The organism is Sneathiella sp. D3-11 (assembly GCF_055809395.1).
Genome location: NZ_CM147911.1, coordinates 2,904,783 through 2,919,997 on the forward strand (window position 1 = coordinate 2,904,783; position 15,215 = coordinate 2,919,997).

Genomic DNA, 15,215 nt, shown 5'->3' on the forward strand with positions numbered 1-15,215 from the left:
AATTTTGATTTGGCGCATCTGCTTTTACGATGCCTCTGTGTGGAGCCAATCAAACTAAGTAATTAAAACACCATTTACCTTGCACTTTAATCAGGGGCTTTACGATAAATTGCCCCTCGGTCAATAACAGGTTGAAGCAAGTCATCAATTAGGTAGTCGTGCTCTTCTTCCGGGCTTGCTGGTCGACTGATTTGCCCCGGATATCCAAGTAAGTCGCGAACTTCAGTATCCAGATAATATGCTGACGAGGCAACAAGGCCGAGTGTACCAAAGGCTTGCGGATCACCCATATTCAGTTTTTCAAGTGCTTCGTTGGGTAACGAGGCATTCACCTTTGCCAAGGCTCGACGCAGGTCTGCCTGAAGTTCGGGGCGCAACGTCAACACTCTTTCTACATGGGTTTTATGCGCGCCTAGGTCGCTAAATGATGGCATTGACTCTGCTGCAGGGATCAATACATCCGCTAAGGTGGCGAAGGTTTCATGTTCGAGGTTAGTCAAGATTTGATCAATCATGATGCCACCACTACGGAGCTACGGTTTTCAATCATATGAGCCACGCAACGCAACGCAATTGCAGCGATAGTGGCCGTCGGGTTGAAGCCTGACGAGGTGACAAACAAGCTGCCATCAAAAATGTATAAATTGGGCACGTCGTGACACTGACCCCATTGGTTGGTAACGGAATTCTTCGGATCATTCCCCATGCGACAGGTCCCCATCAGATGCCATCCGCAATCGCGCATCAACTCGGTCGTCGACATATCCGTTGCACCAGATGCCATCATCGCTTCTTTGGCGCGTTCAAGATGGAAGGCCAACAAGCGTTCAGTATTCTCTGAGTTTTTATAGATTACTTTAGGGGCGGTAATGCCGTCAGAATCTATCAAGGTATCATCCAAGACAACCCGATTGTCGAGGCTTGGCAAATCTTCCGCAATAATCCCCCATTCGAAAGATCGACCGAAGCGCTTCTTTGTTGATTGATGTAGAGTTGCGCCCCAAGATTCTTCAAGTGGTTTGCCGCCGTAAACAGATCGCATGCCAAGCGGTCCGCCTGTTGGCATGGCATTCCATTTTGCGCCCCGAACAAAGCCGCGCTTTTCATCGGTTTCATAAAATTGCATCGAATGGATTGCCTGACCAGCGGGTCCAACCCAGCTCTCCATTGGATCGTCAAAATATCCAACAACAGCAGCGAACGGGTGCATCATCAAATTGCGACCAACGAGGCCAGACGAATTTGCCAACCCGTCTGGATATGCGGCTGTGGCCGAAAGCTGCAACAAGCGCGGTGTACCTATACCGTTCGCGCATAGAATAACGGTTTCTGCAGCTTGAAATTGTTCAGCTCCCTCACGATCCAGATAGATCGCGCCGTTTGCCTTTCCTTGGGCGTTCATAGTGATTTGGCGTACTCGCGCGCCGGTGATCAGGGTGGCGCCGGATTTTAAGGCGTCCGGCCAATGGGTTAGGTCGGTCGACGCCTTGGCTTGTTCCGGGCAGCCTTGCATACAGGTCCCCCGCCGAGCGCATTGACTGAGATTGCGATAAGGGCGGGATGGAATGGCTTGCGGCGCTGGCCACCAATGCCAACCCAAATCGTTCATACCTTTAGCCGCCCGCCTGCCGATAGCGCCGATCGGGTGGGGAGGCAAGGGGGAGGTGACATAGGCGGATAAGCCGGATCACCTGCTAACCCGGACACACCCATTTCAATATCAACAAGATCATAAAAGGGCTCAAGGTCTTCATACTTAAAAGGCCAGTCATCCGCGACTCCGTCGAGTGTGCGAACGCGAAAATCCGACGGCATGAAACGCTGCCAATGCGCCGCATAGATTACACTGCTGCCACCAACGGCACTGTACATTAGCGGATTAACATCAGATTCAGAGACGTCGATCGGATAATCTGTGGGTTGGTCACGGACATTTGGATTAGGGTGCCAACGCTTTTGAGACATTAATTCCCATTCTGGTTTATCGCCATAAAACTCTTCCGGCTCAACCTTACGACCTTGCTCCAGGCAAACAACACGGACCCCAGCCTCAGCAAGATGTTTTGCGGCAATAGCGCCCGATACACCTGCGCCGATAATGAGGACTTCGGCCCTATCAGCTTTCTTATTCATGTTTTTGCCAATCAATTCAGTCGATTATGGGACAATACAGTCTTTATGCGAAACGCCTATTATCTAGAACCCGACACTAATTTCAATGTCCGAAATGAAAAATTCTGCTACCAGGCTGCCCATCCTCCGTCGACAAGAAGGTTTACTCCGTGGATAGAGTTGGCGTCGTCGGAGGCGAGGAACACGACTGAGCCGGTGAGCTCTTCCGGATCCAAATGCCCGACACCATTCGGTGTGAGGGACGCATTTTTTTCGTCGTAACCTTCGACTTTTCTCAGGTCTGCATTGATCTCTGTTTTAATATTACCGGGCGCTACCGCATTGACGTTAATGCCGAACTTCGCGACTTCCAGGCACATAGCCTTGGTCATATTGACGAGCCCGCCCTTAGACGCACAATAAGCGGCTGAATTCGGAAAACCCCCAACTCCTGCAATTGACGTCACATTGATAATTTTCCCGCTTTTGCGAGTTTTCATGTCTGCGATGGCAGCCTTGCTGAGAAAGAAAACCGACTTGAGATTGATGTCGAGTTGCTGGTCCCAAATTTCTTCAGTCGTTTCTTCAATAGGAGTCGGCGTAAAAATTCCAGCGTTGTTGACTAAAATATCGACGCGGCCTAATTCCTCGACAACCTGATCAACCAGCTTTTGACAATTTGCGGGTGTCGATAAATCAATCATATGGACGTGGGCTTGGCCGCCATCAGACTTGATAGTGTCAACTAATGCATCGGCTTCTGACTTTCTGGACCGTGCAACAACCACGACAATCGCACCTTCGCTCGCGAGCCGTTTGCTGATACAGGCACCAATTCCGCGCGAGCCACCGGTAACAATGGCAATCTTATTCTTCAGCTTCATTTTTCTTCTCCGCAAAGATGGTTGTTTTACAATAAATTTATTCTGATCCGGCACCGCTGAACGAAAGATGCATAAAATCCATGAAAGCTTTTGTCATGGGGGACATCTGATTATCAGGGTTCCATACTAAACCGACGTCCATCGTTGGAATATCCCGCCCAAGGATAACTGTTTCAATTCGTTGGCCGTCAAGTGACCATGGGCGGTACACCATATCGGACAATATTGTGACCCCCACGCCCGCAGCCACCATGCTTCTTACGGCCTCCACAGCCGATGTCGTAAAAATTGTTTTCGGGCTAAGCCCTGTCGGCATCCAATACTTACCGGCCGTCTGATCTGCTTCATCACTGGTCAGCATGACGTAGGATTCCTTGGCTACGTCACCAAAAGTAATGGTTTTTGCTTCAAGTAGTGGATGATTTGATGGGAGCCAAAGACGTCGCTTCGAGCGGACCAAGGTTTCAAACTTAAGGTGTTGCTTATCTCCCAAGTTTGACACCAGGATGACGGCGATGTCGAGATCCCCCTTTAAAAGACTTTTTTCTACCTCTGGCCGGGAAGCCTCGATCATTTCAAGTTTTAAGTTTGGATAGCTTCGTGTGAAGCGAACATAGAGCTTTGGCATAAAATAGCCGGCAACAGTAGTAGTAATTCCAACGCGAATGCTGCCCGACAAATTGATTTCGGTTGATAGTGGTGTTTGGACTGCTTCATTAACAGCAGCCATGATGTTGCGTGCATGCTGTAAGAATCGCGCACCTTCATTGGTGAGTGAAACACCTGACGGCAGGCGCTCAAATAGAGGCATGCCAACTTCTTCTTCTAGCTGACGAATGGACGCAGTCACAGTCGACTGTGAAATATTGAACTCTTTGGCCGCTTGAGATATCTGTCCAAAATCTGCTGTTGCGATGAAGTAACGAATTTGTTTCAAGGTTAATGGCATAAACTCGATCCTTAGGCGCATCTACAAAATCGATATCATCAAGCATTTTTTTCTATTTTACAATACCGCTTAATCGTTGCCAAACTGTACGCATAAAAAAATCCAATACAACACGATAAGGGAATGGAAAATGGCGGTTACGTTGAATTGTGATATGGGAGAAGGTTTCGGATTGTACCAAATGGGCGATGACGAAGGTCTTATGCCTCTTATTTCAATTGCAAATGTAGCGTGCGGTTTTCATGCATCGGATTTCAACCATATGCGGAAAACTGTACGGCTTGCGAAGCAGCATGGTGTGAAAGTTGGTGCGCATCCGTCGTTGCCGGATTTTCAGGGATTTGGCCGCCGCGAAATGAAGATGTCGCGTGAAGAGATGGCGAATTGCCTGATTTATCAAATTGGCGCGCTTAAAGGATTTCTTGACGCAGAGGGGATGACCCTCAATCATATCAAACCACATGGGTCGCTTTATGGCATGGCCGCCAGCCAAGAACATATTGCCGCCGCGGTTTGCGATGCCGCTGATGTATTCAAGGTACCTTTGCTTGGCATGATAGGCACACTTCACGAAACAATGTACCCCGCGCGCGGGCATGAATTCGTGTCTGAGTTTTACACTGACCTGGATTACAATGATGACGGTAGTTTAATCGTTTCTCAGGTCCACGAGGCGTTCGATGCGGATGGCGCGGCAGCGAAATGTGTTCGGGCAATTAATGAAGGCAAGGTAACGTCTGTTAGCGGGAACCAGATTGATGTGCGCGCGGATTCAATATGCGTACATTCAGATACGCCGAATGCGATTGAAATAGCGACAGCAGTTCGTACGGCCATCCAGCCGTACATGGCCGCATGAGGTATAATGTTACAGATAAAAATCTTATAACTTTTGGCAATGGATGAGGAAAAATGGCAAACAAACAGGTATTATCTCCGCTTCCCGGTACGTTCTATCGTAAGCCAACACCAGATGATCCGGCATATAAATCCGAAGGCGATAGCGTTGCTGTCGGTGACGTCATTGGCTTGGTCGAGGTCATGAAATCATTCCACGAAGTAAAGTCGGATGCCGCGGGCACAGTTAGTTCGTTTCTGGTTGAAAATGAAGATGCGGTGATGGCAGGTCAGCCAATAGTTGAACTCTCTGATTGAACAGGAGTAAGTCAAATATATCATGTTAGAATGCTAGGGACTTATCATGACTATTCGTAGGCTATTAATCGCCAATCGCGGCGAAATTGCAGTACGGATAATCCGTGCCGCGCAAGAATTGGGCATTCATACTATTCAGGTGTTCAGTGATGCCGATGCTAACTCTCTCGCAGTGAAGTTAGCAGATGAAGCTGTCAATATTGGTGGCGCACAGGCATCAAAATCTTATCTAAATGTTTCCGCAATTATAGAAGCCGCGAAAAGTACCAAAGCCGATGCGGTGCATCCAGGCTATGGATTCTTTTCAGAGAATGCAGATTTCGCAGATGCTGTGGTCGCTGCGGGAATGATCTTTGTTGGGCCGAGCGGCGACACCATCCGATTGATGGGTGATAAGGTATCGGCGCGGCAAGTCGCCGAGAAGGCTGGCGTGCCGACTGTACCGGGTAGCGATGGCCGCATTGAAAACATTGAAGAAGCCAGAGCAGTTGCCGATAAAACGGGTTTTCCTGTGATGATCAAGGCTGCGGCGGGTGGCGGCGGCCGGGGAATTCGGATCGTCGCCGATATGGCCGAATTTGAACATCAGGCGCCTCAGGCAAAGGCAGAAGCAGAAGCTGCGTTTGGTGACGGCGGCCTCTACATTGAAAAAGTTATAGAGTCTGCACGGCATATTGAAGTGCAGGTACTCGGTGACGGTGAGAACGTCATTCATTGTTATGAGCGTGAATGCTCGCTTCAGCGTCGACGCCAGAAGGTGTGGGAAGAGGCACCGGCTGCGGTGCTGCCCGCAAATGTTCGGGATAAGCTTTGCCAGGCGGCTGTCGCACTGGCCGTTTCGGTAAACTACAAAGGCGCAGGCACGGTCGAATTTTTATACGATGATATGACGCAGGATTTTCATTTTATAGAAATGAATACCCGTATTCAGGTCGAGCATCCTGTATCTGAGTTAATTTGCGGTATTGATTTGGTCCGGGAAATGATCCGTATCGCGGGCGGTGAGCCGTTACGCTATGCACAGCAAGACATTGTTCCACGCGGTCATGCCATTGAAGTGCGTATTAATGCGGAAGATCCAGCGATGGACTTTATGCCGTTTCCTGGCGTCGTCAGTGAACTTATCGCGCCCGGCGGTCCGGGTGTTCGCTTTGATACGATGCTGTATGCAGGGTATGCCATTCCACCATTCTATGACTCGTTGCTGGGTAAGTTGATTGTTTGGGATGAGGATAGAAATGGAGCAATTATTCGCTTGCAGCGCGCTCTGAATGAACTCAAGACCGAGGGCGTGAAGACGACAAAATCATTATTTATTGCCTTGGCCGCGGACGAAGATGTTCGTAACGCGCGGTTTGACACCCGATGGCTTGAGGGTTGGTTGGAGAAAAATAAGGCTAAGTTGGGCGAGTAGGTATAACTGGGAAGGTGGGTAATATATGAAAACGAGGTACACTTTCGGCGGCGATGAACACATCTTTGTTGAAGTAGACGAGGAAATGTCTCTCGAAGCCTTTTTAAAAGCTTGTCGATGACGAATGGTGTTCGTGACAAGGGCATAAAGGGCGTTACAGAAATTTGTCCGGCAAATGCATCCTTCCAGATTAAGTTTGATCCTGATGTGATTAGTCCCAAGGAGATGTTGGCGGAACTCAAGAAAATAGAAGCGACTGCGGAACACGCCGATCATACGATTGAAACCCGCATTGTCGAAGTGCCGGTCTTCTATAAAGATCCGTGGACGCATGAAACATTAATGCGCTTTCGCGAACGCCATCAGGACCCTAACGGGACAGATCTTGATTATGCAGCGAAAATTAACGGGTTTGATAATGCAGATGAATTTATCAAGGCCCATCATTCCGCGCCTTGGTTCGTTTCAATGGTCGGCTTCGTGGCAGGGTTGCCATTCCTTTATCAGATGGTTGATCGCGCGCGCCAGCTTGAGGTGCCGAAGTATCTCAGGCCCCGTACCGATACACCAAAGCAGACGGTAGGGTACGGTGGGTGTTTTTCTTGCATTTATTCGGTGCGAGGGGCCGGCGGGTATCAGATGTTCGGTGTGACACCTATGCCGATTTACGATCCCAAACAAGAAATCAGCTACCTTAAAGACTTCATGGTGTTCTTTAAGCCCGGAGACATCGTCAAGTTCGCGCCAATTGATCATGCAACGCATGATAAAATTGTCGCTGAAGTAGAGGCTGGTACTTATCAGCCGCGAGTGAAAACAGTCACATTTTCTCTCGATGATTTTAATAAAGATATTGATGCCTACAACCAAAAGCTCGAGGAGGTCCTCTATGGCGATTAAAGTCATTTCTCCAGGTCTTGCGACCACAGTTCAGGATCTCGGACGCCCCGGTTATTATCATTTGGGTATCCCGATTTCAGGTGCCATGGATCGCTTTGCCCTCCGGGTTGCCAATATGCTCGTTGGTAATGAGGAAGGTGCGGCTGCTCTTGAAGCGGTTTTCATGGGGCCAGAGCTGGAATTCACGGCAGACGCTACCGTTGCAGTTACAGGTGGCGATTTGCCACCAAAGGTCGATGGTGAAGCGCGGGAATCGTGGTCGTCTTTTGAAATAAAGGCGGGTCAGGTCTTGTCATTTGATTATCTAAAGTCTGGAGCACGGGCATATATCGCTATTTCTGGCGGTATCGATGTTCCCGTTGTGTTAGGTAGCAGGTCAACATATGCCCTTGGTGCCCTTGGCGGTTTTGAAGGCCGCCCGCTCGGTAAAGATGATGAACTGAAGTTATTGTCTGAAACCCTCGGGGCGGGGAGTGGCAGGACCGTTGTTCCAGAGCTTCGTCGTCTGCCAGGAAATCCTGCCGAGTTGAGGGCTTTGCCGGGGCTCTACTGGCATTGGATCACCGAGGAATCGGGAACTAACTTCTTCTCCGATACATGGAAAGTGGCGCCAGAAGCGGACCGTATCGGGTATCGTTTCAAAGGGGGTCAGCACATTCAGTTCAATGAACGTGAGCGCCCATTCGGCGCGGGTTCCGATCCGTCTAATATTGTTGATGGTTGTTATCCTTATGGATCCATTCAGGTGCCCGGCGGTACAGAACCAATTGTTCTGCATCGTGATGCGGTGTCAGGCGGCGGGTATTTCATGGTAGGCACCGTGATTTCCGCAGATATGGATCTAATTGGCCAACTGCAGCCACACTCTGAAACCCGCTTCGTAAAAGTGGACATGGAAGAGGCGCTTGCAGCGCGTCATGATCGGAGGGCGTTGCTCGATAAGGTAAGGGCATCATTGGCATAGTATATCAAAAAGACCGTTGGGCCGGCGGACAACATTTTTTCAATAAGAGGTTAAGATGACAAAGAAGACAAAAAACAAGAGCAAGGTTGATCCGATCACTTTATCTGTTGTTCGTGGTGTCCTCGAGACCACGCAACGAGAGATGACGTTGTCCCTGGAGAAAACCGCTCGTTCTAGCGTTTTTAACCTGGCGCATGACTACTCAACGGCCCTTTTTAATGGTGAGCCCGAGATGATCTTGCAGGGGCAAGACATTCCCATCCATCTAGGATCACTGATCCCGGCGATGAAAGTTGTCGCCGCATATTTTGGCGACGATATCCACGAAGGCGATCTTATCTTGCATAATGATCCAGCCTATGGCGGCAGTCATGCGATCGACGTCTGTTTTTACAAGCCAGTATTTTTTGAAGGCAAGCTCCGATACTGGACCGTTTGCAAGGGGCATCTGACGGACATTGGCGGGCCAGTGCCTGCGGGCTATAACCCGAATGCTAAGGAAATCTATGAAGAATGTTTGCGGATTCCACCAGTAAAAATCTGGGACAAAGGAAAGCCACGCAAAGATGTATTGAATATGATCTTGACCAACATGCGGGCGCGCCGCGATCAGGAAGGCGATTTCAATGCATTGATCGGCGCCTGTCAGGTAGGTGAGCGGAACCTTCTAGGTTTGATCGATAAATACGGCATGGATGTCGTTGACGACTGTATCGATGAACTTCTGTCGATGGCAGAACAGCATATGCGATCGTTAATTAAGACGGTCCCGGATGGCAAGTATACCGGGACGGCGGTTCTTGAAGATGCTGGCCACGGATTAGGTGACTTTGATATTACGGCGACCGTAACGATCAAGAAAGATACTTGCCATATTGAAATCGCAAGTCCGCCGCAGATCCCGTATTTCATCAATTCCTATGAGGGTAACTCCTACTCAGGCGTTTATCTCGGGCTGATGATGTATGCGCAACTTCCACCCCCTTATAACGAAGGGCTGTATCGTTGCATCAGCGTCAATATGGGCCCAAAAGGCACCCTTTGTAATGCGAAGGAACCGGCCCCTCATATGAATTGCACGACCACGCCAATGGAGACATTGACCGACGCGGTTCGTCTGGCATTTGAACAGGCTATGCCGTCGAAAGTGTCGGCCTCATGGGGGCATTCAAACGGTTTGAATATTACCGGGTGGGATAAACGACATGACGAAGAATACGTCACCATGGTGTTGGCGAGCATGATTTCGGGTGCCGGCGCGACACCGCAGCAGGACGGTTGGCACGCGTGTGGTCCAGAGTGCTGTTTCGGGGCGTTGACATCAGGGGATGTCGAGCTTTTGGAATACTCCTACCCAATCATAATTCATAAATATTCGTTGATGGAAGACTCCGGTGGTGCAGGGAAGTACCGCGGTGGCTCTGGGACTGCTTGGGAAGTTGAGCCGTTAGATAGCGAAATGACTTTTATAACTTTTGGTGAGGGGCGGCATATTCCTGCTATGGGTGCTGCCGGTGCGAAATCGACGCTTATTGATAGCAAAGTTGGTCGCGTCGAAGTGAAGCGTAAGGGCAAGGTAAAGATAATACGTGAAAATGTTATCGAAGACATTCAGCCCGGTGACACAGTTACCAACAAGAATCCCGGGGGCGGTGGCTATGGTAATCCGTTCGAGCGTGAGGTTCCAAAAGTCGTTGATGACGTTAAGAATGGTTTGGTGTCGATTAAGGGCGCGGCAAGTGACTACGGTGTCGTGATCAAGAGCACGAAAACTTTGGAAGTGGACGCAGATGCCACTAAGAAGTTACGCGCTAAATCCATCGCGGCCTAGTTATTTAGATAGACTAAAGAGAAGAAAATATCATGCGTATGAAATATCGCTTGGGCGTTGATGCCGGCGGCACCTTTACAGATTTCGTTTTGGCAGAACAAAACGGTCAGATCAAACTGTACAAAACACCGTCCACGCCGTCTGATCCGAGGAAAGCAATCCAAACAGGCCTTGAACTTATTTCTGAAGATATCGGTGAAAGTATCGAAGAAATAATATCAAATTGTGATTTGTGCATTAATGGTACGACTGTCGGGCTAAATGCGCTCATTCAGCATAAAGGCGCGAAGACCGGTTTGATTTGTACTGCGGGCCATGAGGATTCGATTGAGATTCGATTAGGCCATAAAGAAGATGGATATCGCTACGACCCTGAATATCCTCCGGCAACGATGTTGGTGCCGCGCTATCTTCGTAAGGGTGTTCGGGAGCGGGTTGTCTCTGATGGTTCAGTTAAAACACCATTGAATGAGGCCGATATAAGAGCCGCATGCCGTTTGTTTAAGAAAGAGGGTGTCGAAAGTGTCGCCATTTCTTTTGTATGGTCTGTGTTGCATCCGGAACATGAACTCCGTGCGGCCGAGATTGCGCGCGAAATGCTGCCCGGGGTTATCATTACAGTTGGCAGTGATTTGTATCCGCAAGTCCGGGAATATACGCGTACTTCAACGGCGATAACGAACGCTTATTTAGCTCCGATTTTGCGTAAATATGTGGAATCTGTGGATAAATATTTCTCCGATCTCGGGGCCAAATATCCAGTCCGTTATTTCCAGTCTAACGGCGGTCTTGCCATTGGCGAAGTAATGGGTGATCGCTCCGTTTACGCGATTAATTCTGGACCGGCCTCTGCGCCCCAAGCTGGGTTGTATGTGGCAGAACCTTTCAACAGCAAAAATGTCATAACCGTTGATATGGGCGGTACGTCATTCGACATTACGCTAACCAAAGATGGGGTTACAAACCTCAACAAAGATATCGACTTTTTACGCTATAGAATTGGTGTGCCGATGATCCAAGTGGAAACGCTTGGCGCCGGCGGCGGATCGATTGGCCACATTGATGATATGGGCCTCATGCAAATGGGGCCGCAGAGTTCGGGCGCAGACCCTGGGCCTGCGTGTTATAGTAAGGGCGGTGAGTTGCCCACGGTATCTGATGCAAATCTCGTGCTTGGATATTTGAGTCCGGAAGGATTGATTGGCGGGCGCCTGCCGCTTGATATGGATAAGGCTTATAACGCGATTAAGACCCATTTGGCGGACCCACTCGGTATTTCGGTGGAGCATGCGGCCTTTGGGATGTTTACTATCGTGAATAACAATATGGTGAACGGTATTCGCCGCGTCTCTGTTGAACGTGGCTATGATCCGCGTGACTTTGTTTTTGTGGGTGCAGGTGGTGCGACCGCCGCACATATCACAGCGCTTGCCTCTGAAATGGGTGTCAAAACGGTCATTCTGAATAAGCTGGCCTCTGGCCTTTGTGCATTTGGTCAGATTATTTCGGATGTTAAGTATAACTATATGGCGACTTGTCCTGTTCGGCTCGAAGGTAGCGCGCCGAATAAGCGTATTAACAAGGTATTCAAGGAACTTGAGGCGAAAGGAACGAAGCATCTCATCGCGGATGGTTTCAAGAAGTCACAGATTGATGTCAAACGCAGTATTGAAATGCGATATGTTGGTCAGGTGCACGAGTGTACAGTTGAAATCGGCAATTTTGAAATTGATGATAAGTCTATCGAGGATGTGAAAATGGCGTTCCATAAGCGCCATGAGGAACTTTACACCTACTCAGAACCGCATAATTTTGTCGAAATAGTGAATGTTGAATGCACGCTTTATGGCCGGATAGAAAAGCCAAACCCGCTTAAACTCGGCAAGGGTCTCAAGTTGGAAAAAGCCCTTAAAGGCCATCGTAAAGCGATCTTTTCTGCGAAAGGTAAGGGGACCAAAACACCTATTTATGATGGTGATAAGCTTGGTGCCGGCGCTCAGATTGAGGGGCCTGCTATCATTGAAGAAACAACGACTTCAATTGTTGTTCAACCAGGTTGGTCAGCGAAACTTGATAAGTCTGGTTCTTACGTGCTGAAGCACAAACAAAAGAAGTAATCGACACGAACTTTAATATAACTCGATGTCCTTGTTTAGTGATCGAAATGAAGTAAGCGATCAGTCCACGGGATATTTGATCACGGAGATACACTTATGAACTATGCACCAAATTCTCTTGCCGGTCGCGATCTGGCTTATTCGTTACATCCATACACCAACTTGGCCGTTCATCAGGAAAAAGGACCTCTTGTTATAACGAGAGGCGAAGGCATTTACATTTATGATGACCAAGATAATAAATATATCGAAGGTCTTGCGGGGCTTTGGTGTACGGGCCTTGGCTTTAGTGAAAAACGGCTCGTTGATGCGATTAAGGGTCAACTGGACGTCCTGCCATTTTCGCATTCGTTTTCGCACCGGGCGACAGTGCCGGTTATCGACCTATCTGAAAAGTTGATTGAATTGGCCCCGGGTGACCTGAGTAAGGTTTATCTGGTCAATTCTGGCTCTGAAGCTGTCGATACGGCCATCAAGATGGTATGGTATTATCATAATGCCATCGGCAAACCGGAGAAGAAAAAGATCATTTCTCGCAAACGCGCATACCATGGCGTAACGGTGGCGGCTGGCTCGTTGACAGCTCTGCCGTATGTGCAGGATGGATGGGATCTGCCCGCAATCAAAGGCATCCGCCATACTGATACGCCATGCTATTATCGGTATGGAGAAGATGGCGAGTCAGAAGAGGACTTTGCCACACGGCTGGCAGAAAATCTCGATCAGCAAATACAGGATGAAGGTCCGGAAACGGTTGCTGCTTTCATCGCGGAACCGGTCATGGGCGCGGGTGGTGTTATGACGCCGCCCAAAACCTATTTCGAAAAAATACAGAAGGTTCTGAAAAAGCATGACGTGCTGATGATTGCAGATGAAGTGATCTGCGGTTTTGGTCGAACTGGAGAAATGTGGGGATCAGATACCTATGGAATCAAGCCTGATATCCTGACATGCGCCAAGCAGCTTTCCTCGTCTTACTTGCCAATTGGTGCCGTTTTGATTACGGACGCGATATATAGCGCATTCGTCGAACACAGTACCAAATTGGGGACTTTTGGAACGGGAAACACCTATGGTGGACACCCTGTTGCAGCGGCTGTGGCGCTGGAAACACTAAAGATATATGAGGATGACGATATCATAGGCCATGTTCAACGTGTCGCACCACATTTTCAAAAGAGACTTAAGGCCTTGGGCGAACACCCGCTGGTTGGTGAGGCGCGCGGTGTCGGACTGATTGGTGGCCTGGAACTGGTGGCTGATAAAGCCACCAAAGAGCAATATCCCGCCAGCGCAAAAGCGGCGCCCTTAGCTGTTGAAAAAATCTTGGGACACAATCTTATACTTCGGCCGATGCCTGGTGACGGCGTTGGTATTTGCCCTCCGCTTATAATTACAGAGAAAGAAATCGACGAGATGTTCGATCGAATTACGCGAGGACTGGATGAGGCGAAAGAAATTCTGGGATAACAGTAATATTTACTATCTAAAGGTGTTTTTTTGGTGAAAAAGCATTGTTTAATATTGAAAAAAGTGATGTCAGTGTTTTGATTTTCAGATTTTACAATGATAGCAGAAGCGCTAAGATGATCTTTAGTTTCAACGAGGGAGCTTCGCTAACTTCCTCGTAAGATACCTGCGGCACTTAAAGTAAATGCGTAGGAGCGAAGGTGACAGTTAAATAACGTCGGCAAGTAAATCATCTGATTAAGTCTGAATGAAATCGTCATAATTCTATAAGTTAGATTTCATTTTCCGACGTTCACAACAAGGCTAATACATGGAGGCGAAAATAATGAAATTAAGTCTTAAAACATCGTTAGTAGCAGCTGCTCTGGGTGCATTTGCACTCACAGCTGCAAGTGCACAGGCAGCCGATGATTGGTGGCCGGTAAAGGTCTATGATGCGAGCTCGGGCAAGAATGTGGAAACCACATATTCTCCGTTAGAAAAAGCATCCAAGCCTTGGAACCTTTGCGTTTCCTTCCCGCATATGAAAGATAGCTTCTGGGTTGCTGTTGCCTACGGCATCGTGACTGAAGCCAAGCGCCAAGGCGTCAATATGACATTGCTTGAAGCTGGTGGTTACGAGAACCTCCCGCGTCAGCTGTCTCAAATCGATGACTGCATGGCCTCTGACGCCGATGCAATCATTGTTGGTCCGATTTCCGAAGCGGGACTGGCCAAGAAGTTCGAAGAAAGCATTGCTGCTGGCAAGCCGCTTATCGCGACGGTGAACCCCGTTAAAGAAGCAAAAACAACAGCAAAAATGTTTGTTGAGTTTGACACCATGGGCGAACAAACTGGCGCATATCTACTCGATCACCTTAAGGGTAAGCCGGCAAACGCTGTAGCATTCCCTGGTCCTGCAGGATCTGGTTGGGCAGAAGCATTCTATGAAGGCTTCCAGCGCGCTCTTGATGGCAGCAACGTGAAAATCGAAACTGAAATGTTTGGTGATACAGGCGTTGGTGTTCAGCTCAAGCTGATCCAGGACGCTCTGCAGGCTTATCCGGACATGAATGTTATCTGGGGTTCAGCTCCGACTGCTGAAGCCGCGATTGGCGCTGTTGCCGAGATCGGTCGTAGCGATGACATGATGATCATGTCTTCATATGAAAATCAGGCAATGCTCGATGCCATGAACAGTGGTGAAATTCTTGGATTTGCGACGCAATATCCGGTACTTGAAGGCATGATTGCTGTCGATATGGCAATCCGCGCTCTTGAAGGTAAAGAATTGAAAACATTCCTGAAGCCAATCCCCGATATGATTGCTAAAGCGAATGCGGACAAAATCAACATGGATCTGGTACTCGCGCCAGCGACATGGAAGCCGGAATATTCTGTGACCGCAGAATAAGCAACGAATAGCTTGAGAGAATCATA

13 protein-coding genes and 1 pseudogene are annotated in these 15,215 nt (G+C 48.7%); 9 read left to right on the plus strand and 5 right to left on the minus strand.

Annotated features, from left to right (window positions below; genetic code table 11):
* Positions 1–86: 86 nt before the first annotated feature.
* The 5 genes from AC0L73_RS14765 to AC0L73_RS14785 all read right to left on the minus strand — a co-directional run bounded on the left by AC0L73_RS14765 (position 87) and on the right by AC0L73_RS14785 (position 3,945).
* Entirely contained in the window at positions 87–515 is a 429-nt protein-coding gene (locus AC0L73_RS14765) for a hypothetical protein (RefSeq protein WP_473654082.1), read from the minus strand.
* Positions 512–1,609: a GMC oxidoreductase gene (locus AC0L73_RS14770; RefSeq protein ID WP_473654083.1), complete on the minus strand. Its 1,098-nt coding sequence runs from the start codon at positions 1,607–1,609 to the stop codon at positions 512–514. The genes AC0L73_RS14765 and AC0L73_RS14770 overlap by 4 nt, the downstream gene beginning before the upstream one ends.
* Complete coding sequence (locus tag AC0L73_RS14775; RefSeq protein ID WP_473654084.1) at positions 1,606–2,133, minus strand: FAD-dependent monooxygenase; 528 nt, start codon at positions 2,131–2,133, stop codon at positions 1,606–1,608. Before AC0L73_RS14775 ends, AC0L73_RS14770 begins: the two co-directional genes overlap by 4 nt.
* Before the next feature lie 107 nt (positions 2,134–2,240).
* Positions 2,241–2,996, minus strand: coding sequence for an SDR family NAD(P)-dependent oxidoreductase (locus AC0L73_RS14780; RefSeq protein WP_227950827.1), 756 nt, complete (start codon positions 2,994–2,996; stop codon positions 2,241–2,243).
* A 37-nt stretch (positions 2,997–3,033) separates the two neighbouring features.
* A complete protein-coding gene (locus AC0L73_RS14785; RefSeq protein ID WP_227950829.1) occupies positions 3,034–3,945 on the minus strand; it encodes a LysR family transcriptional regulator in 912 nt (303 codons plus the stop codon).
* A 130-nt stretch (positions 3,946–4,075) separates the two neighbouring features.
* Here AC0L73_RS14785 and pxpA point away from each other — a divergent pair, with 130 nt between their 5' ends.
* The 9 genes and pseudogenes from pxpA to torT all read left to right on the plus strand — a co-directional run bounded on the left by pxpA (position 4,076) and on the right by torT (position 15,189).
* A complete protein-coding gene (gene pxpA / locus AC0L73_RS14790) occupies positions 4,076–4,804 on the plus strand; it encodes a 5-oxoprolinase subunit PxpA (protein ID WP_227950832.1) in 729 nt (242 codons plus the stop codon).
* Between the two features lie 53 nt (positions 4,805–4,857).
* Positions 4,858–5,100, plus strand: a complete 243-nt coding sequence (locus tag AC0L73_RS14795; protein ID WP_227950834.1) for an acetyl-CoA carboxylase — start codon at positions 4,858–4,860, stop codon at positions 5,098–5,100.
* A gap of 46 nt (positions 5,101–5,146) precedes the next feature.
* Positions 5,147–6,514 (plus strand): acetyl-CoA carboxylase biotin carboxylase subunit, encoded by a 1,368-nt coding sequence (locus AC0L73_RS14800; protein WP_473654085.1) that lies wholly within the window; start codon positions 5,147–5,149, stop codon positions 6,512–6,514.
* A gap of 25 nt (positions 6,515–6,539) precedes the next feature.
* Positions 6,540–7,414: pseudogene (locus tag AC0L73_RS14805) on the plus strand (5-oxoprolinase subunit B family protein).
* Positions 7,404–8,378: a 5-oxoprolinase subunit C family protein gene (locus tag AC0L73_RS14810; RefSeq protein WP_473654086.1), complete on the plus strand. Its 975-nt coding sequence runs from the start codon at positions 7,404–7,406 to the stop codon at positions 8,376–8,378. The pseudogene AC0L73_RS14805 and the gene AC0L73_RS14810 overlap by 11 nt, the downstream one beginning before the upstream one ends.
* A 55-nt stretch (positions 8,379–8,433) precedes the next feature.
* Complete coding sequence (gene capB, locus AC0L73_RS14815; protein WP_473654087.1) at positions 8,434–10,209, plus strand: caprolactamase subunit beta; 1,776 nt, start codon at positions 8,434–8,436, stop codon at positions 10,207–10,209.
* A 32-nt stretch (positions 10,210–10,241) separates the two neighbouring features.
* Entirely contained in the window at positions 10,242–12,326 is a 2,085-nt protein-coding gene (capA, locus tag AC0L73_RS14820; protein WP_227950845.1) for a caprolactamase subunit alpha, read from the plus strand.
* A 96-nt stretch (positions 12,327–12,422) separates the two neighbouring features.
* Positions 12,423–13,796: an aspartate aminotransferase family protein gene (locus tag AC0L73_RS14825; protein WP_473654088.1), complete on the plus strand. Its 1,374-nt coding sequence runs from the start codon at positions 12,423–12,425 to the stop codon at positions 13,794–13,796.
* A gap of 310 nt (positions 13,797–14,106) precedes the next feature.
* A complete protein-coding gene (torT, locus tag AC0L73_RS14830; RefSeq protein ID WP_473654089.1) occupies positions 14,107–15,189 on the plus strand; it encodes a TMAO reductase system periplasmic protein TorT in 1,083 nt (360 codons plus the stop codon).
* The last annotated feature ends 26 nt before the right edge of the window (positions 15,190–15,215 follow it).